Origin of the sequence: Sphingomonas zeicaulis, from assembly GCF_050433225.1 — a bacterium.
Taxonomy (GTDB): domain Bacteria; phylum Pseudomonadota; class Alphaproteobacteria; order Sphingomonadales; family Sphingomonadaceae; genus Sphingomonas_D; species Sphingomonas_D zeicaulis.
In genome coordinates, this window is sequence record NZ_JBNPXQ010000001.1 from 1,731,446 (window position 1) to 1,750,132 (window position 18,687).

The window sequence follows — 18,687 nt, forward strand, 5'->3', positions numbered from 1 at the left end:
TATCCTTATTTATCGCGCGGTTATTGCGGACCGTGTCGCGGCGCCACCCGATCGGGTCAAGGAGGGACGATGCCCTCCTTTCCCGATCATGTCGTCAGGCCGCCCGCTTTGGCAGCTTCCAGCCGGGCCGCACGAAGTGGCAGGTATAGCCGTTCGGGATCCGCTCCAGATAATCCTGGTGCTCCGGCTCCGCTTCCCAGAAGTCGCCGGCGGGCTCGACTTCAGTCACCACCTTGCCCGGCCACAGCCCGGATGCGTCGACATCGGCGATCGTATCTTCCGCCATGCGACGCTGCTCCTCGCTGGTGTAATAGATCGCCGAGCGATAGCTGGTGCCGCGGTCATTGCCCTGACGGTTCTTCGTGCTTGGATCGTGGATCTGGAAGAAGAATTCCAGCAAGGCGCGATAGCTGGTCACTTCCGGATCGAAGACGATCTCGATCGCCTCCGCATGAGTGCCGTGGTTGCGATAGGTGGCGTTGGGCACGTCACCGCCCGAATAGCCGACGCGCGTCGAAAGCACGCCGGGCATGCGGCGGATCAGATCCTGCATGCCCCAGAAGCAGCCGCCGGCGAGGATCGCGATCTCCTGGCTCATGCCACATCCTCCACTTGGTCGAGATAGGCGCCATAGCCCTCGTCCGCCATGTCGTCGCGATGAACGAAGCGCAGCGAGGCCGAGTTGATGCAGTAGCGCAGCCCGCCGCGGTCACGCGGACCATCGGGGAAGACATGGCCGAGATGGCTGTCGCCATGCGTCGAGCGCACCTCGGTGCGAACCATGCCATGGCTCACGTCGCGCAGTTCGGCAACATTGGCGGGCTCGATCGGCTTGGTGAAACTCGGCCAGCCGCAGCCGGATTCATATTTGTCGGCCGAGGCGAACAGCGGCTCGCCCGACACGATGTCGACATAGATGCCGGGTTCCTTGTTATAGAGATATTTGCCGGTGCCGGGCCGCTCGGTGCCGCTTTCCTGCGTCACCCAGTGCTCCTCTGGGCTGAGGGCAGCGATGGCGGCTTCGGTCTTGCGATATTCGGTCATGCGCATCTCCATTCTCGCGCGCCCATGTGGGGATGCAGGTCGCCTGCGTCCATATGCAGACCACGCTGCACATGAACGGAAATTTCGCTAACAGCCATCGTCATGGCAAAGCGACGACGCTATCTCATCGCGACGATGCCCGATGGCTATGTCAAGCGCATCGGCCCCACCGACGCGCCCTTCACCCATTACTGGCGGATCGTCGCGCATCTCGACGACGGAGGCACGGAAGTGTTCTGGGGCCACACCAAATCGCTGCGCGAGGCGACCGGCAAAAAGGCTGCCACCGCCGACGCCGCCCGCCAGCGCGGCTGGAAGCGTTATGACTTCGAGGTGGTCGAGTTGATCGAGCAACCGGTCAGCCCGCAAGAAGCATAGCCGGTCCGGCACCTTCACCGTTCGTGGCATTTAGGGCGATTGGCTCCAATGCAGAGAAGATAGGCCTTTGGCAGCACGGGATTTTGCGCTTTTACTGCACCGATCCGGCGGGGAAGCTAAGCGGATGGCGATACTGACCGCCCATCCGAGCGACTGCAGCTCCGCTTCCGGTGCTTCCGGCAACGCGAAGGCGAAATCACGGGTGGTCGCGAACTCCCACGCCGAATGCTTCAGCGTCGGTACCTGCCGTAGCAGGATCGCCTGTGCTTCGGCGGCCTTGCCCTTGGGGAACAGCGCCGCCGCCTCGATCTGACCGAAGCTGCGGCCGCGCGACCGCGCCCAGTAATGATCCGCCATCAACCCGGCGGCCTCCGCCTCGCCGCGCCATCGCAACGTCGGCGAGCCCGGCATCATAATTCTTCGCCTCGATATGGTGCGCGGCGCGCGCGAGGATGAGCCCCATCCGGCGAGCACGATGGCCTTCCCCGGTTTCTCCTTCGAGCAGGCCGGTGCACACCGCCACGCCATCCACGCCGAACTTGCGCTTGCTGGTGTCCGCGGATTCGGGCGGCGGCGCGAACAAGGCGAGCAACGTCACCGCGCCCAGCAGTCGCGCCGCGCTTTCGCCCGCGGTCATGTTGTTGGGATAGCCGTCGCACTGCACATAGCGCGATCCCGACTTCTCCGCCTCGACCTGCGAGTTGGTGGGCAGTACGCCGGCGGAGCCGATCGACGGCGCCGCCGCGGCAAGCAAAGCAAAGGCAGCCGGCATGCGCCGGCTGCCCGTCGGCCATCGGATCAATTCCTTCCGATCGGCTTTAGGCCCACTCTAGCGATAAGTTCGCAACACCCGGATGGAACGCAGTCGCTTCGCCGTCACGCCCCACACGTGACGACGAAGCGAGCGCCCGGCCAGCCGATTGCGGGGGTGGAGGTCCCGGTTTGGCCAGCCAGATTTGTCATCCACCGAGGGGGGGGCGTTCACGGTGGTGACAAATTTCGTTCAGGCGTCAGGCTGTCTTGGCCAGCGCCGTCCAATCGATGTGATGCCCACCGGCCTGCAGCTCACGGGCGAGTGCCCATTTCCAGCCGCCGCGATTGTCCATCGGCAGGCAGCCGATGCCCGGCAGGTCGTAGGGGATCGAGACATGCTCGCGCTTCAGCGCGTAGACCTTGCCACGTCCCAGGCAGCCGGCGAGATAGCCGAGCCCCAGCATCACCGTCTGGCAGGGCCGCACCAGGCTTTCGCCCGCAGGCCCTTCGAATTCCTCATCGCCGGAGAGCAGCACCAGCGAGAAATCGACATCACCCTGTCCCGAGGCCGCGGCAACCGCGCGGGACCATTTGGGGAGCCGCTCATCCACGGTCACCGGCTGGAAGCCGAGCTGCTGGACGAAGGAAACCGATGCGTTTTTCGCGTCATCGTCGCTGCTGTGCGCGATGAACACCTTGGAGGAAGGCGCCATCCTCGGTGCGGCATCGACCCGTGCGGTCTCCGCGCACATCTGCACGCAATCATCCTCGATAATGCCGCGCAGGATGGTCAGGCTCTGCCGCAGCACGATTTCATGGTCGTCGGCGCCTTCGGGCTGATTGCCATCCACCCAGCCGGCGCGCGCCCAGCGGCTTGCGCTCGATGCCGAGATCGCCTCGTCCGCGCCGCGGTCGTATTGCGCCAGCTTCTCATAAATCTCGATGCGCCAGCGTTGCACCGTTTCGACATAGTGCGGCGGCTTGCCGCCGTTCAGCGCGCTGCCCTCGGCATAGCGCGCGTCGAACCAGGCGCGGTCTTCACGGCAGAGCCGGATCCGCGAATAACGTCGTTCCATGATCATAAGCCAATCCCCACAACATCCTTAACCCTTTGTTCGGCATCATCGCTGGTCATCGATGAGTGCCTTCCTCCACCACCGGCTCGCTTTGGCGCGGGGGAGGATGAAGCGAATGCTGCCCCTCCCCCGCGCACATCCTCACAGCACCCAGTTCTGGGTCAGCGCGGCGGTCGCATCGCCGGTGAACAGCACCGAAAAATCGGCAATGCCGTCGCCGGTCGTGTCGGCACTCACCGTCGTCGTGTTGCTGCCGACGTCGAATGCCACCATCAGTTCACCCGCGGCGCCGCTGAACGCGTCGACCTGGCTGAAGGCCTCGTTCGTGCCGGCGGTGTTGGCGTTCGCGTCGATCGCCGACAGATCCAGCACGTCGCCGAGCGAGAAGTCGGTGATCCGATCCGCATTGGCATTGGCGCCGCTATCGAATACCGTTTCGTATATGAAATGATCACCGCCCGCGCCGCCGGTCAGCGTGTCACTGCCGGTTCCGCCGATGATCCGGTCGTTGCCGACGCCGCCGGAGATCCGGTCGGCACCGCTGCCGCCGTTCAGCAGGTCGTTGCCGCTGCCACCGTCGAGCACGTCTTTGCCCGCACCGCCGATCAGCGTGTTCGCCTGGGCGTTGCCGGTCAGCACGTCGTCATAGCTGGAACCGAGCAGGTTCTCGATGAACGACAGCGTGTCGGTACCGGCGCCACCGGTGTTCTGGGCGCCGGTTGCGAGCAGGCTCACCGTGACGCCAGAGGTCGCGGTGGTATAGCCGGCCGTGTCGCTGCCGGCGCCGCCGCTCAGGATGTCGTCACCCGCGCCGCCGATCAGCGTATCATCGCCGGCGTTGCCGGTCAGGACGTTGTTCCCGGCGTCACCGGTGAAGACATCGTCATACGCCGAGCCGTTGAGATTCTCGATGCCGATCAGCGTATCGGCACCGATGCCGGTGGTCTGCGGGCCGGTGCGCGTCAGGTCGACGGTGATTCCGGTATCGGCAGCGGCATAGTTCGCAGTATCGATGCCGTTGCCACCGATCAACGTGTCGTTGCCAAGACCGCCCGAAAGCGTATCGTTGCCATCGCCGCCGGTCAGCACATTGGCATACTCATTGCCCGTCAGCGTATCGGCATGCGCCGTACCGATGACATTCTCGACATTGCGGATGCGGTCGAGGCCCGCGCCACCGGTGTTCTGCTGCGACCCGTTGGCCCGCAGGTTCACCGTCACGCCGAAGCCGACCGCGCTATAGTCGATCGTGTCGTTGCCCGAACCGCCGTCGATCGTGTCGTTGCCGAGATCGCCGGAGATAAGGTCGTTGCCCAGGCCGCCGGAGATCGTGTTGTCGCCTGCGCTGCCGATCAGCGTATCGTCGAACGCGCTGCCGATCAGGCTCTCGATCGCGATCAGCTGATCCGTGCCGGCGCCGCCGGTCGCGACCCCGGTGTTGAGATTGATGCTGACCGCGGATGCCGCATCGGCATAGGTCGCCACGTCGATGCCGCTGCCGCCATCGAGAATATCATTGCCCAACCCGCCCGAGAGCGTGTCATTGCCGGCGCGACCGAACAGCGTATTGTTGCCCGTGTCGCCCGTCAGGATATCGTTGAAGGTCGATCCGGAGACATTCTCGAAACCGCTGATGAAATCGCGGCCGCCACCGCCGGTGAATTGCGCCGGCGAGGTCGCCTGCAGGCCGAGATTGACGATAACGCGCGACGTGACGCCGGCATAGGACAGCGTGTCGACGCCCGCACCGCCGGTCAGGCGATCGGTGGTCGTCCCGCTGCCGCCGTTGATCAGGTCGTCGCCGGCGCCGCCGTCGATGACGTCGGAGCCGAGACCGCCGTTGAACGAGTTCGCGCCTTCGTCACCGATCAGCGTGTCGTCGAAATCGGTGCCGACAGCACCTTCGATCGAGATCCAGGTGTCAGTGCCGGCGCCCGCGCCGCCGCTGCGCGTGCCGGTGGCGAAGTTGATGTTGACGGCGCTGGTCGCGCCGGCGAAGGACGCGCGATCGATGCCGTCGCCGCCGTCCAGCGTATCATTTCCGGCGCCGCCGACGAGCGTGTCGTCACCGATGCCGCCGATGAGCGTGTCGGTCCCGGCGCCGCCATCGAGCGCGTCGTTGCCCGCGGCGCCATCCAGCACATCATCGCCATTGCCACCGGTCAGGACATTGGCCTGGACGTTGCCCGTCAGCCTGTCGTCAAATGCCGATCCGATGACATTCTCGATGGCCAGCAGCGTATCGGAACCGGCGCCGCCGGTATCCTGCGCCGTGGTCAAATCGAGCGATACCGTCACCGCGCCGGCAGCATCCGAATAGGTCGCGGTATCCGTGCCCGCGCCGCCATTCAGCGTGTCATTGCCCGCGCCGCCGTTGAGAAGATCGTCGCCGGCCTCGCCGAGCAGCATGTCATCGCCATTCTGGCCGAAGAGCTGGTCATTCTCGGTGCCGCCGCGCAGCATGTCGTCAAGCTCGCCGCCGCGCAGCACGTCATTGCCGCCCAGCCCGTTGATCGTGTCGGCATCCGGCCCCGCCTGATCACCATTGATGATGTCCGCGTTGGGCGTTCCGTCATAAATCGGCATTCATTGGTCTCCACGCATAGCTCCGCCGGAGGCCCGGCGCAGCACGGTCCAAAAAATACGGCCTCCCCGGCCCGCGACATGCGGCGCATGTTGCGGTGGCGATCGGCCATGAAGGGTGTGGAAAGCCGTCTACGCGAACCACGGTCCGCGCCTGGATCGACCGGGCGCAGCAGCGCACGATCGAGCGAGGCGATGGCTGTTCCGGGCATCGGCAATCCGGACGGGCGCCCATATTGCCACGCAGCCTGTCGGCCTATGCGGTGAAGGCGGCGCCTGGTTATCCGGGAGTGAAGGCGCGCGCATACGGCGCGCACGTCCGCCTCACCGACGGTGCTGACGCGCGGTCAGCTAGGCGTCGGGGCGATCGATCGGCCGGTCGGCGGCCGGGATGGTCCATACGGTAGATCTGGTCTCAGATATCATAGCCATGCATTTTCTCCTCGAGAAAATTCCCCACAACGTGGCGCTACAGGCGTGCGTGCCGCTCTTCACGCTGTCCCCCGGCCGTCTTGACGCCAGAGAGACCGGCAACCCAGGATCCCACAACCCTGCGTCACCACATGAAGATGCGGAACGAATTCGCACCTGCGTAAAGACAAGACTCCTACGAAAATGGTTGGTTCCGGATCTTGTTTTGCGCGGCGCGCCTTGGCTGTGACGATGCACTTCCTGCACGCGCCGCGGATCATTGCAGTTTCGGGGTTGTTTAGGGTGTTTGTCGCCGCGCGCCTTCGGCTCACCGCGCCTTTAACGAGATCTGATACAATCGATTGCAAAAAGCAGACCTGTCCGCAGACTGCGACAATCCGACGAAGCGGCCCACTCTGTCGACGAATGTACGGCTTCACGCTGCCGCGCAGCACAACCCCTGTCGCATCGCAGCTGGTACCGCTACCCACCGCGACAAATGGTGCGGCATTGGCATCGGCATGGTGAAGGGAGTATAGGCAAATGGCGAAGACGACGCGGGCGACGAAGCTCCTGGAAGGTGCGAAGATCGTCTTCACCGTGCACGAATATGCTTATGACGCGAACGCTCAGCATGTCGGCCTGCAGGCGGCGGAGGCGCTGGGCGAGGATCCGGCGCGCGTGCTGAAGACGCTGATGGCGCTCGTCGACGGCAAGCCGGTCTGCGCGATCGTGCCGTCTGACAAGGAAGTCGCGATGAAGAAGCTGGCGGCCGCGTTCGGCGGCAAACATGCCGAAATGATGAAGGTGCCGCAGGCGGAACGCATCTCGGGCTACAAGGTCGGTGGCATCAGCCCGTTCGGCCAGATGCGCAAGGTGCCGACCGCGATCGAGGTCGAGGCGCTGGCGCATGCGCAGGTTTATATCAATGGCGGCCAGCGCGGGCTGCAGGTGCGTTTGGCGCCCACCGACGCTGCGCGCGTCATCGACGCGATCGAGGCGGCGCTGATCGCCTGATTCCAGATGTTACGATTGTAGTGTCGTTTCCGTGCAATCCATGTGGGTCGCCAATGGCTATTGGCCCATCAGCCGCGGGCGGCATCGCGTTTCCATGTACGGAAGATGCCCCTGCGGTGCCTATGACAGCAAGTGATGATGATGCGAACGGCCCCGATCCTGGTGACGATCGCCGGCCTCTTGCTTGCACTGGCGATGACGCTCTCCGCGCCGCCGGCAAAGAGCCAGTTCGTGATAGCCTGCAGCGACGCACGGCCGGCTTCCGCAATCCTGGCCTGACAAAGAAAAGGCCGCCCGCACCGCTGACGGCCGAATAGGGAGGGTCTTTGCGGCTCAGCTTCGCGTCTGGAAGCGATAGCGGCCCGATCCGATCTCCAGCGTCACGCGGTCCCCCGCCTGCCCCAGCAGCTTGACGCCGGTGGCCTTCGCCAGCGGCTGGCCGCCTTCGGTGATGCGATCCGGCGTCGCCGCCGGCAGCAGCAGTTCGGCACGCGCATTGGGTGGCACCGTCAGTTCGGCTTCGAACCCGCCCGGCGTCTGCTGCCATCTGGTTTCGATCCGGCCGAGCACGCTTTCGTAGCGCGCACCGCCGCGCGTTACCCGGCCGTCGAGCACGGGCGCGAAGCGGAAGCGCTGGAAACCGGGCGCAAGCGGATCGATGCCGGCGATGCGGCGATAGACGAAGCCGCTGACCGCGCCCAGCGCATAATGGTTGTAGCTGTTCATCGCCGCGTCGACCATGTCGGCGTTCCACCGCTCCCAGATCGTCGTCGCACCCTTGGCGATCATATAGCCCCATGACGGGAAGGCGGTGCGCAGCAGCAGGTCGTAGACCATCTTGGTCTCGCCCTGGTCGGCGAGCGCATCGAGGCTGAAAGGCGTGCCGAGGAAGCCGGTGGAAAGCAGGCCGCCGCGTCGCTTGATATCCGCCACCAGCAGCCGCGTCGCCGCTGCGCGCTGGGGTTCGGGCACCAGCCCGAAGCGGAGCGCCAATATATAGCCGCATTGCGATCCGTTGCCGACACTGCCGTCCGGCTTGACGAAGGCGGCGGCAAAGGCGCGGCTAATATCGGCGGAGAGTGCGCGGTAGCGCTCCGCCTCGGGCTGGCGGCCCGATCCCTTGGCCATGTCCGCCATCGCATCGACCGAGCGCTTCCACATCGCAGTCGCGATCAGCGCCTTGGGCGTGGTCTCGTCGCCCGGCTCGTTGGCGTCGAGCGCCACCCAGTCGCCATAGTCATAGCCGCGGCCTTTGCGCCACACGAGATCGGGGTTCTGCGCGAGGATGAAGTCCAGATAGCGCTTCATCTCCGGCCAGTTGCGGTCGACCACCGCGGTGTCACCGTAGCGCTGCCATACCGTCCACGGCAGGATGATGCCGGCATCCGCCCAGCCCGGCGAGGCGCCGAGTAGCAGATCGCGCCAGCCGGCCGGCGCATAATCCGGAAACTCACCGCGCGGCCCCTGCCCATCGCGCATGTCGCCCATGAAGCGGCGGGTGAACGCGCCGACATCCATGTTGAACGCGGCCGCATCCCAGAACACATTGGCGTCACCAGTCCAGCCCAGCCGCTCGTCCCGCTGCGGGCAGTCGGTCGGCACGCCGAAGAAGTTGGAGCGCTGGCTCCAGAAGCCGTTGTGCCACAGCCCCTGGACGATCGGGTTCTCGACGAGCAGCCAGCCGGTGCGCGGCAGATCGCTGGTGACGACCACGCCCTCGACTTCCTCCGGCGTCGGGGCGCGGCCCAGGCCGCTGACTTCGATATAGCGGAAGCCGAAATAGCTGAAATGCGGTTCGTAGCTTTCGCCTGCTGGATCGCCGCGGAACACATAGGTACAGGCGGACCGCGCGGCGCGTAAATTCGCCTGGTCGATCATGCCCTCGGGTGTCAGGATCTCGGCGAAACGCAGGGTGGCGGTGCGCCCGGCCTCCGCCTTCGCTTGCAGATGGACCCAGCCCGCGAAGTTCTGGCCAAAATCGACGACATGGCGATCGCCGGGAAAGCTGCGGATCGTTTTCGCCTTCAGCCGCTCGACCGCGCGCAACGGCGGCGAGACCTGCGCGCGCAGCCGGCAAGGCGGCGTCTTGCCGATGGCGGCGGGGCGCCATTCGTTTGCAGTGAGGCCAGGCGAGGACCAGCCCGGCTGCTCCCACCGCGCATCATAATCCTCGCCATAATAGATCTCGGCTTGCCGCACCGGCGACAGCGCCTGATGCCACTTGCCGTCGGTCGTGATCGTGGTGCGGCTGCCGTCGGAATGCTCGACCTCGAGTTGTGCGAGGAACCGCAGCGGCGGATCGCCGAAGGCATAGCGGCCCGCGGGCGCATGATAGCTGCCATACCAGCCTTCCCCCAGCATCGCGCCGATCGCATTGGCGCCCTTGCGCAGATGCGCGGTCACGTCATGCGTCTGGTAGAGCACCGCCTCCCGGAAATCGCTGCTCTCGGGCGACATCAGCGCATCGCCGACGCGCTTGCCGTTGATCTCTGCGACATAGGCACCGAGCGCGGTGGCATAGAGGCGCGCGCGCACGACCGGCTTGTCGATGCTGAACTCACGGCGGAGCAGGTGCGCACCGTCGCGCGGCCACGCTTGCTGCTGATTGGTGGAGAGCGTCGCCGCCGCCCAGCGATCGTCGTTGAAATTCGGTTGCTGCCAGCCAGTGCCCGGCTTCACCGCGGTGCGCATCTTCTCAGACGTGATGCGGACGACCTTGCCGCCGCCTTCCAGCCGCACCATCGCCGCGCAGGCGATCTCGTGGATCTTGGGCGAGTTGAAGCCGGTCGCGTCGTTCACCTCGACGGCAAGCACGTGGCGGCCGGCGTCAAGCTGATGCGTCGTTACCGCGATCGGCTCGGTGCCGAAGCGGTGCTGCGACCTGGGGCCGCGATCGACCAGCTGGCCGTCGAGCCACAGCTTGGAATCGAAGTTGGCGATACTGAACAGCGTCGCCGGGCCCGCCATCGGTACGTCGAACGCCAGCCGGAACGCGCGTGGGGTGCCGTCCTTCGTCCGATCGCCGCGCATCCAGCGGAGCCCCGCGGCCCGATCTGCCGCGTCCTGCTCGCTCTCTGCCGCGACCCATCTTGCCGTCCAGTCCGCAGGATCGATCAGCCCCATCTCGAACCGGGCGATCGCGCTGGTCGCGATTTCGCCGCGGCTGTCTCGCACGATAACGCGCCAGAAAACGATATCCCGCGATCGCAGCGCGCGGCCGCCCCACACGATATCAACCGTCTTGTCGGTCAGCACCTCGCCCGCCCGCCACAAATCGGCCGAGCCGGCTTCCAGCAGCGCCGGGCTGGATGCAGCCTGCACCTCGTAACGCGCCTGCATCACGCCACGGGCTATCGCCTCGATCCGCCACGACAAGCGGACGCCCTGCGCCTCCAGCCCGATCGGATCGACCAGCGACTCCGCGCGGAGATCGACGATCTTCAAGTCACCGGTCGCGGCCCGCGCCGGCCCGGGCGTCGCTGCGAGCGCGCCGGCGACGCTGGCGCCCTGCAACAGGCCGCGGCGCGAAATGCCGTTCATTTGCGCACGCCTGCGTTGGCGATCACAGCCTGTGCCGCGGCCGGCCAGTCGCGGTCGGGCACCAGGAAATTATCCTTCTCGACATTGCCGATCTCGTCGAGCCAGCGCCCGCCGGTGGTCATCGAATTGTGCCAGTTGCCGGTGGCGAGATTGTCCGTCGAGATGCGGCGGCGGAACATCTTGCCCGCGGTGTTGATGTTCAACCATTTTCCGCGTGTGTCGATCACATTCCCGGTAACCTGGAAATGCTTGCTCCCCTCATCGAGGTAGAGCGCGATCTTGCCGCCGATGTCGAAGATGTGATTGCCGCGGATTACCGAATTCGGGTTGGCGGAGAGGTTGTAGATCGCACCGCCATCCATGAACCACGTCTTCACGCCATGGATGCGGTTGCCTTCGATCAACGTGTCCCTGAGCACCGTCGGCGTCGTATATTTGATATTGTGGACGTAGCCCTGCTGCTTCTCGTCATAGTTCGGGTTGCCGCCGACATCATTATAGCCCCAGCCCCAGCCGACCGCGATCGCGTCGTAAGGCGCATCGCTGATGTCGTTGTGCGCGATCTTCGTGCCGGCGATGTAGGTGGTCAGGATCGCGGCATTGTCCCGATATTCCTGCGAGACCGTCGCGACGACATTGTCCTCGATCGCAAGGTCGCGATTGACCAGTGCCTGGTCCTTGGGATGATGCGCCTCCACCCGGATGCCGCCCGCCATGATCGCGCTGCCCGAGAGAACCGCGAAATGGTTGCGCGTCACGCGGATACCCTGCGTGGCGAGGCCGACGCCGGTGAGATGCGCATTGGCATCGTTGCCGATGCCAAGGCCGATCTGCCCGAGCTGGGTGAAATGGTTGCGCTCGAAAATCACATCACGCGCCGCGGACACCTGTACGGCAGCCGGCATCTGGTGCCAGCGCTGGCGCATAGACTCGAACTCCACACAGCCCCAGCCGCATTTCTCCCAGGCGTCCTTCGGGCGGATCGGCGAGGTCTCATAGAGGAAGGCACCGCTCTGCTGGTTGGCATAGCCGGTCGGCTTCGACGGCCCGAGCCACGAGCTGTAGGAGAACCGCAGCCCCTTGAAGCTAAGCTTCTCGACCGGCGCGGACGGCGTGCCACTGATCGAGACCAGGGTCTCCAGCGTCGGCAGGACGACCTTCAGATCCTTGATGTCATCGTCTTGAGCGATGCGGAGGTAGAGCTTGCCGGCTTCCGGATCGAGTACCCACTGATAGGGTTTGGAATGCCAGTCATTGGTCCTGCCGACGAACTCAAGCGCATTGACCAGGAACATCCGGCTGTCTTCCGGGAAGATCGGCTTGCTGATCGTGTCATAGCCCCAGCTGTTATTGTCCCAGGCCGGCTGCTGCATCGTCACGGTGGTGCCGCTGATCGACTTTACCGGCGAGAACCGATCGGTGAAGAAGCCGGTCGCTTCCACCTCCAGTCGATCGGGGCGCTTGAGCGTGCCGATATAGCCAAGGTCAGGGTTAACGATCTCGAAGCCGGTGGCGCTGAATTTCACGTCCGCGCGCTTCACTTCGATCCACGGCCGTTCGGCGAGCGTGTCGTTCACCCAGAGCTGGCGCGCATCGAGCCCCTTGGGCGTATCCGCGACATAGATCCGCCGTTCCTCGTCGAACAGGGTGAAGCCGGAAATGGCGAGCCCGCCCGACAGCATCGGCATCGCACCCTCGGCGGCGCGCCATTCGACCTTGTGGCCCATCTGGCCGCCGTCCACCGCGCGGAACACTAGCGGCTTAACCAATGTGTAGGTGCCATCGGCAAGTTCGACCGCGACATCGTCCCGGACATTCGCTGCCCGGACAAGCGCCTGCGCGCGCTCCAGCGAGCGGACCGGGCGCTGGGCGGTGCCCGGTGCGCGATCATCGCCGGCGGGCGCGACGTGGATCGTCACCGGTTCGGCGAGCGCCTGAACGCTGGCGCCCGCCATCAGCGCCGCGGCCATCAAGCGGGCGGTTCGAAGCTTGCCGATCATCGGATACTCTCCGTTTGTAATATTGTTCTTCAAACCCGCTCGCCCTGATTAGCCATTGAACGAAGTCGAAATGGCGTATCGAAGGGTCTGGCTCGGAGCGATCCTTCGATACGCGTCTTCGACTTCGCTCAGCCGCTACTCAGGACGAACGGCAGAGGTGTCATCGTTCAGTTCACCCAGCCGCCGTCGATCACATTGATCGTGCCGGTGGTGAAGGCGGACTCGTCCGAAGCCAGATACACCGCGAGGGCTGCCAGTTCGGTCGGGCGGCCGAAGCGGCCCATCGCCTGGCGGGCGGTGAACTCGGCATAGGCCTTCTCGAAATCGCCGGTGTCATGCAGCCGCTGGATCAGCGACGGCGTCTCCACCGTGCCCGGGCAGATCGCGTTGCAGCGGATGCCGCTGGTGACGAAGTCGATCGCGACCGACTTGGTGAGGCCGATCACCGCCGCCTTGGTCGCGCCATAGGCGAAGCGGTTGGTGACCGCCTTGATGCTGGAGCAGACCGACGACATGTTGATGATCGATCCGCCGCCGCGCGCGATCATCCCCGGCAGCACCGCGCGGATCATGCGATATTGCGCGGTGACGTTGAGCGCGTTGGAAAAGTCCCACGCCGCCTCGTCGCAGTCGAGGATGGTGCCGGCGTGGACATAGCCGGCGCAGTTGTAGAGCACGTTCAGATCGGGGAATTCCGCGGCGATCGCCGCCACCGCGGCCGGATCGGTCACGTCGAGCTGGCGGCAGGTCGCGCCCTCCAGCCCGTCCATCGCCTCGGCGCGGATGTCGGTCGCGATCACCTGCGCGCCCTCGCGCAGAAACGCCTCCACCGTCGCGCGACCGATGCCCTGCCCCGCCGCCGTCACCAGCGCGGTCTTCCCCTCCAAACGTCCCATGCAATCCTCTTTGCTGATCGAACCGGCGGCGCTCAGGCCGCATCTTCCGCGATGAATTTCTGGCGCTGCTCGCCAAGCCCGGCGATGCCCAGCACAACCTCGTCGCCCACCTTGAGATACCAGGGCTCCGGCTTCTGGCCGAGGCCGACGCCCGGCGGCGTGCCCGTGGTGATGATGTCACCCGGCAGCAGGGTCATGAAGTTGCTGATATAGGCGACCAGTTCGGCGACCGGGAAGATCATCGTCGCGGTGCTGCCGTCCTGCATGCGGCGGCCATTGACGTCGAGCCACATCGACAATGCCTGCGGATCGCCGACCTCATCGGTGGTGACCAGCCACGGCCCGACCGGCCCGAAGGTCGGGAAGCCCTTGCCCTTGTCCCACGTCGCGCCGCGCTCGGCCTGCCATTCGCGCTCGGAGACGTCGTTGACCACGCAGAAGCCCGCGACATGGCCAAGCGCATTTTCCTGCGACACGCGCCAAGCGCGGGTGCCGATGATCACTCCGAGCTCGACTTCCCAGTCGGTCTTGCGCGAGCCCGTCGGTACGACAACATCGTCGTTCGGGCCCTGGATGCAGCTCACCCACTTGTTGAACACCACCGGTTCCTCGGGGATCGGCAGGTTCGATTCGGCGGCATGATCGGCATAGTTCAGGCCGACCGCGACGAAATGGCGGCTGCCAGCCACCGGCGGGCCATAGCGCACCGGGCCTTCGACCAGCGGCAGCGTCTCGGGATCGAGGGCGGCGAGCTTCGCCAGCCCCTCGACACCGATCGCAGCGGCATCGATATCGTTTACATGATCGGAAAGCGCACGAATCCTGCCTTCGGCATCGATCAGGCCCGGACGCTCTTGCCCGGCTTCGCCATAACGGCATAGTCGCACGATCTTCCCTCCCTCAACGTTCGTCCAGCGGTAGACAGCCGCATCGGTCAAACATATTATGTATTACGTCTTGCCCATGTGCAAGGCGCTTTGTCGAACGGTATCGAGGGAGAGGGTCGCGTTGACAATTGATCATGAGGGCGGTTTTGCCTGCACACGGCGAACGGCAATGGCCGGTGCGGTGTCGCTGCTGGCAGCCGGCCCAGCGCTTGCCGCCCTGCCCCCCGGCAGCTTCGAGGATGTCCGCAAACATGGCGCGCGCGGCGACGGCAAGGCGATCGACAGCCCGGCAATCAACCGCGCGATCGAGGCCGCCGCGAAGCGCGGCGGCGGCACCGTGCTGGTGCCGCCCGGCCGCTACCTCTGCTTCTCGATCCGCCTGCGCGACGATATCGAACTGATACTGTCCGCGGGCACAGTGATCGTCGCCGCCGATCCCGACACGTATGGCGCCAACTATGATCCGCCCGAAAATTACCTGGAGGAGCAGTTCCAGGATTTCGGCATCACCCACGTCCGCAACAGCCTGATCAGCGGCGATGGCGTGAAGAATGCCAGCATCACCGGCCCCGGCATGTTCCACGGGCTGGGGCTAGACCGCGAGGGGCCGGGAGATCGCTGGCATGCCCGCGCCGGCTGGCAGTCCGCGGCGGCGGCCGGCATTTCCCCGCGTGAACTGGCGCTGCGCGACGCCAAGGAACAGGCGCAGGTCGGCCGCGCCAACAAGACGATCGGGCTGATGAACTGCCGCAACATCCGGCTGACCGGCTTCACCATCTTGCAGGCCGGCCATTTCGGCATCATCGCGCATGGCTGCACCAACATGCAGATTGAGGGCGTGGTGATCGACACCGATCGCGACGGCATCGATATCGACGCCTGCCGCGACGTGCGCGTCGTCAACTGCACGGTCAATGCGCCCAAGGATGACGCGATCGTGCTCAAGAGCAGCTATGCGCTCGGCCGCGCCGTGCCATGCCAGGACATCATCGTTCAGGGTTGCCGCACCAGCGGCTTCCTGATGGGCTCGCTGCTCGACGGCACCTATCGCCCCTCCGACTATCCCGCCCCCGACAAGCTCGGGCCGCTCGGTCGGATCAAGCTGGGCACGGAGAGCAATGGCGGTTTCCGCAACATCAGGATCAGCGACTGCGTGTGCACCCATACGCGCGGCATATTGATGGGCGTGGTCGATGGCGGCACGCTGGAGAATGTGTCGGTCTCGGGCATCGTCATGCGCCGGCCGGTCAACCATCCCTTGTTCGTCCACCACGGCGCCCGGATGCGCGCACCCAAGGGCACGGCGCTCGGCCGCATCCGCGGCGTCCGCTTCGACGATGTGCTGGTCACCGGCGCTGACAAGCGTTTCCCCTGCGGTGTCGAGGGCGTGACGGACGGGCCGATCGAGGATGTCAGCTTCACCGGCGTCGAGGTCGTCGCCGAGGGCGGCGGCACCGCGGCGGACGCGGCGCGCGAGCCCGAGTATCGCCGCGAGACCAGCCTCGAGGTCAGCTATCTCGGCACGTTGCCGGCCTATGGCATCTACGCGCGCCACGCCCGCCGGCTGCGGCTGGACGATTGCAGCTTCCGCACCGACACGCCCGACGCGCGGCCGGCAATCGCGCTACGGAATGTCGATGGCGCGATCGTCGACGGCATCGCATCGCCCTCCCCGCGCAACCGAACCGTCGACTCACGCGCGAGCAAGGACGTAACCATCGGCAGCCTCGTCACCACCGACACCAAGGGAGCCAGCGCGGTATGACATTGCGGATTATCGACTCGCACGTCCATTTCTGGACGATCGGCGGCCCCGGCCATAGCTGGCCGGATGCAGACTGGCCGGCGATCTACCGCGATTTCCTGCCCGCGGATCTGCGCGCCGCCGCCACCGACACCGCGCTTGCCGGCGCGGTGCTGGTCCAGTCGCAGCCCGACGATCGCGATACGGACTGGATGCAGGCGACCGCCGCCGAGGATGGTCTGGTACTCGGCATCGTCGGCTGGGCGCCGCTCGACGCGGCGGACGCGGCGCAGCGCGTCGCCACCCTCGCCACGCGGCCCAAGCTGGTCGGGCTCCGGCCGATGCTGCAGGGCATCGACGATACCGACTGGATCCTGAATCCCGCGCTCGATCCCGCCATCGAGGCGATGATCGCGGGTGGGCTACGCTTCGATGCGCTGATCCAGCCGCGCCATCTGCCGGCGATCGCGACCTTCGCCGATCGCTGGCCCAACCTGCCGATCGTCGTCGACCATGGCGCCAAGCCGGCCGCGCGCGACGATCAACTCGAACCCTGGGCGGAGGGCATCGCCGCGCTCGCCGCGCGGCCGAATGTCTGGTGCAAGCTTTCCGGCCTGCGCACCGAACAGGCGCCCGGCCAGCCCGCCGCCGAACTCGCCCCCTATGTCGCGCACCTGATCGAGAGCTTCGGCAGCAAGCTGATGTTCGGCAGCGACTGGCCGGTGCTGCTCCACGCCGGGGACAGCTATGCCGACTGGATCACCACCGTCCATGCCCTCGCCGCCCTCGATAGCACCGCTACCGAGCGCCTGTTCTTCGGCGCCGCCAATGATTTCTACGGATTGGAGCAGACCGCGTGACACTTCCTCTCAGCCGCCTCGGCTTCGGTGCCGGCGGCATCGGCAATCTCTATCGCGCCGTTTCCGATGCCGACGCCGAAGCGGTGGTGACCGCGGCATGGGATGCCGGCATCCGCTATTTCGACACCGCGCCGCACTATGGCTTCGGCCATAGCGAGAAGCGCCTCGGCGCGGCTCTGGCGAAGCTCGATCCGCAGCAGAGCGCGATGATCTCCACCAAGATCGGCCGTCGCCTCGATCCGGTCGCGCCCGGCACCGACCTGTCGGAACCGCGCCAGGCGTTCGTCTCGCCCGAGCCCTATGAGAGCGTGTTCGATTACAGCTATGACGCGGTGATGCGATCCTATGAGAGCAGCCTCAAGCGGCTCCAGCGCTCGCGGATCGACATCCTCTATGCGCATGACATCGGCAGCTTCGCGCATGGCGATCAGCATGCCAGCCTGTTCCGCACCTTCCTCGACGGCGGCTATCGTGCGATGCGCGAACTGCGCGATGGCGGCGCGGTCTCGGCGATCGGCCTCGGCGTCAACGAGGTCGCGGTGTGCGAGGAAATGCTGGAGCATGGCGATCTCGACATCATCCTGCTCGCCGGCCGCTATTCGCTGCTCGATCAGTCGCCGCTCGCCAGCCTGTTCCCACTGTGCGAGGCGCGTGGGGTGCGGCTGGTTATCGGCGGCGCCTATAATTCGGGCATCCTCGCCACCGGCGTCCGTTCCGGCCGCGTCGCCAATTTCGACTATGGCCCGCCGCCCGCCGAGATCGTCGAGCACGTCGGCCGCATCGAGGATCTCTGCGCGCGCTTCGGCGTATCGCTGCGCGCCGCCGCGCTGCAATTCCCGCTGGCGCATCCGGTGGTCGACAGCGTCATCCCCGGCATGGCCCGGCCCTCGCAAGTCGCCGACGCGCTAGCGATGCTGGAAGAAGCGATTCCGCAGACCTTCTGGGCCGCGCTGATAGCCGAAGGATTGTTGCCCGCCGAAGCGCCTGTGCCCGCCGCTCAGTCCTGAGGCGGGTAACGCTCGAAGCTGGGCAGTTCGTGCGCCTTTTCCATCCAGCCGATCCGGTCGGCGACCTGCACATGCGCCTGCGCGGGGATCGCATCCGGGTCGTCGAAGGTCGCGCTCTGGATATCGGTGATGCCGGGCAGGTTCTCGTCGTTGATGTAGAACAGGCCGGTGCCGCAGATGCCGCAGAACATGCGGCGGCCATGCGCGGACGACGCATAGGCAGTGGGCGCGCCGGTGATGCGGATCGCCTCGGTCGGGAACATCGTCCATGCCACCATCGGCGCGCCTGCCGACCGGCGGCAGTCGATGCAGTGGCACAGAGCGTGGGTCAGCGGATCGCCTTCGACCTCATAGCGGATCGCGCCGCATTGGCATCCTCCGGTCAAGCCCATGACACCCCTCTCCCCAGAATGACCACATCAGCCGCATCCCACCTGTTGGGACGCGGCTGGTGCGGCTCCTAGCGATTGTGCAGAGCGATGCCAATCGGC

The 18,687-nt window shown here is 65.7% G+C and carries 16 protein-coding genes; 6 read left to right on the forward strand and 10 right to left on the reverse strand.

Translation table 11 applies throughout. The features are described 5' to 3' along the window. Positions 1–94 precede the first annotated feature (94 nt). Together msrA and msrB are read right to left on the reverse strand one after the other, a co-directional pair. The gene (gene msrA / locus FHS96_RS08160; protein ID WP_429589038.1) at positions 95–598 is read right to left on the reverse strand and encodes a peptide-methionine (S)-S-oxide reductase MsrA; all 504 of its coding nucleotides are present in this window, start codon (positions 596–598) and stop codon (positions 95–97) included. After that, entirely contained in the window at positions 595–1,044 is a 450-nt protein-coding gene (gene msrB / locus FHS96_RS08165; protein ID WP_429589040.1) for a peptide-methionine (R)-S-oxide reductase MsrB, read from the reverse strand. Before msrB ends, msrA begins: the two co-directional genes overlap by 4 nt. A 102-nt stretch (positions 1,045–1,146) precedes the next feature. Between msrB and FHS96_RS08170 the strand changes: the two genes are divergently transcribed. Beyond that, entirely contained in the window at positions 1,147–1,422 is a 276-nt protein-coding gene (locus tag FHS96_RS08170; RefSeq protein ID WP_429589042.1) for a hypothetical protein, read from the forward strand. A gap of 196 nt (positions 1,423–1,618) precedes the next feature. Here FHS96_RS08170 and FHS96_RS08175 read toward each other — a convergent pair whose 3' ends face one another. The 3 genes from FHS96_RS08175 to FHS96_RS08185 all read right to left on the reverse strand — a co-directional run bounded on the left by FHS96_RS08175 (position 1,619) and on the right by FHS96_RS08185 (position 5,837). After that, positions 1,619–2,194, reverse strand: coding sequence for a hypothetical protein (locus FHS96_RS08175; RefSeq protein ID WP_429589044.1), 576 nt, complete (start codon positions 2,192–2,194; stop codon positions 1,619–1,621). 238 nt (positions 2,195–2,432) lie between these two features. Then, positions 2,433–3,251, reverse strand: a complete 819-nt coding sequence (locus tag FHS96_RS08180) for a TIR domain-containing protein (protein WP_429589046.1) — start codon at positions 3,249–3,251, stop codon at positions 2,433–2,435. A gap of 141 nt (positions 3,252–3,392) precedes the next feature. Then, positions 3,393–5,837: a beta strand repeat-containing protein gene (locus FHS96_RS08185; RefSeq protein WP_429589048.1), complete on the reverse strand. Its 2,445-nt coding sequence runs from the start codon at positions 5,835–5,837 to the stop codon at positions 3,393–3,395. A gap of 951 nt (positions 5,838–6,788) precedes the next feature. On the opposite strand from FHS96_RS08185, the gene ybaK reads away from it, so the two are divergent. Together ybaK and FHS96_RS08195 are read left to right on the forward strand one after the other, a co-directional pair. Further along, entirely contained in the window at positions 6,789–7,262 is a 474-nt protein-coding gene (gene ybaK / locus FHS96_RS08190) for a Cys-tRNA(Pro) deacylase (RefSeq protein WP_429589050.1), read from the forward strand. Between the two features lie 138 nt (positions 7,263–7,400). Continuing rightward, positions 7,401–7,541: a hypothetical protein gene (locus FHS96_RS08195; protein ID WP_429589052.1), complete on the forward strand. Its 141-nt coding sequence runs from the start codon at positions 7,401–7,403 to the stop codon at positions 7,539–7,541. A gap of 54 nt (positions 7,542–7,595) precedes the next feature. Here the strand turns inward: FHS96_RS08195 and FHS96_RS08200 are convergent, their stop codons facing one another. From FHS96_RS08200 to FHS96_RS08215, 4 genes are all read right to left on the reverse strand, one after another. Then, on the reverse strand, positions 7,596–10,802 hold the full coding sequence (locus FHS96_RS08200; RefSeq protein WP_429589054.1) for an alpha-L-rhamnosidase: 3,207 nt from the start codon (positions 10,800–10,802) through the stop codon (positions 7,596–7,598). Next, positions 10,799–12,802 (reverse strand): right-handed parallel beta-helix repeat-containing protein, encoded by a 2,004-nt coding sequence (locus FHS96_RS08205; RefSeq protein WP_429589057.1) that lies wholly within the window; start codon positions 12,800–12,802, stop codon positions 10,799–10,801. The genes FHS96_RS08200 and FHS96_RS08205 overlap by 4 nt, the downstream gene beginning before the upstream one ends. 167 nt (positions 12,803–12,969) lie before the next feature. After that, positions 12,970–13,698 (reverse strand): SDR family oxidoreductase, encoded by a 729-nt coding sequence (locus FHS96_RS08210; RefSeq protein WP_429589060.1) that lies wholly within the window; start codon positions 13,696–13,698, stop codon positions 12,970–12,972. Positions 13,699–13,730: 32 nt separating this feature from the next. Further along, positions 13,731–14,585, reverse strand: coding sequence for a fumarylacetoacetate hydrolase family protein (locus tag FHS96_RS08215; protein WP_429589063.1), 855 nt, complete (start codon positions 14,583–14,585; stop codon positions 13,731–13,733). Between the two features lie 121 nt (positions 14,586–14,706). Here FHS96_RS08215 and FHS96_RS08220 point away from each other — a divergent pair, with 121 nt between their 5' ends. The 3 genes from FHS96_RS08220 to FHS96_RS08230 are packed head-to-tail and all read left to right on the forward strand — an operon-like array spanning position 14,707 to position 18,196. Continuing rightward, complete coding sequence (locus tag FHS96_RS08220) at positions 14,707–16,350, forward strand: rhamnogalacturonidase (protein WP_429589066.1); 1,644 nt, start codon at positions 14,707–14,709, stop codon at positions 16,348–16,350. Continuing rightward, complete coding sequence (locus FHS96_RS08225) at positions 16,347–17,189, forward strand: amidohydrolase family protein (protein ID WP_429589069.1); 843 nt, start codon at positions 16,347–16,349, stop codon at positions 17,187–17,189. Before FHS96_RS08220 ends, FHS96_RS08225 begins: the two co-directional genes overlap by 4 nt. Continuing rightward, the gene (locus tag FHS96_RS08230; RefSeq protein ID WP_429589072.1) at positions 17,186–18,196 is read left to right on the forward strand and encodes an aldo/keto reductase; all 1,011 of its coding nucleotides are present in this window, start codon (positions 17,186–17,188) and stop codon (positions 18,194–18,196) included. Before FHS96_RS08225 ends, FHS96_RS08230 begins: the two co-directional genes overlap by 4 nt. Here the strand turns inward: FHS96_RS08230 and FHS96_RS08235 are convergent. Beyond that, entirely contained in the window at positions 18,187–18,588 is a 402-nt protein-coding gene (locus FHS96_RS08235) for a GFA family protein (RefSeq protein ID WP_429589075.1), read from the reverse strand. The two genes, FHS96_RS08230 and FHS96_RS08235, sit on opposite strands and share 10 nt — an antisense overlap. Between the last annotated feature and the right edge of the window lie 99 nt (positions 18,589–18,687).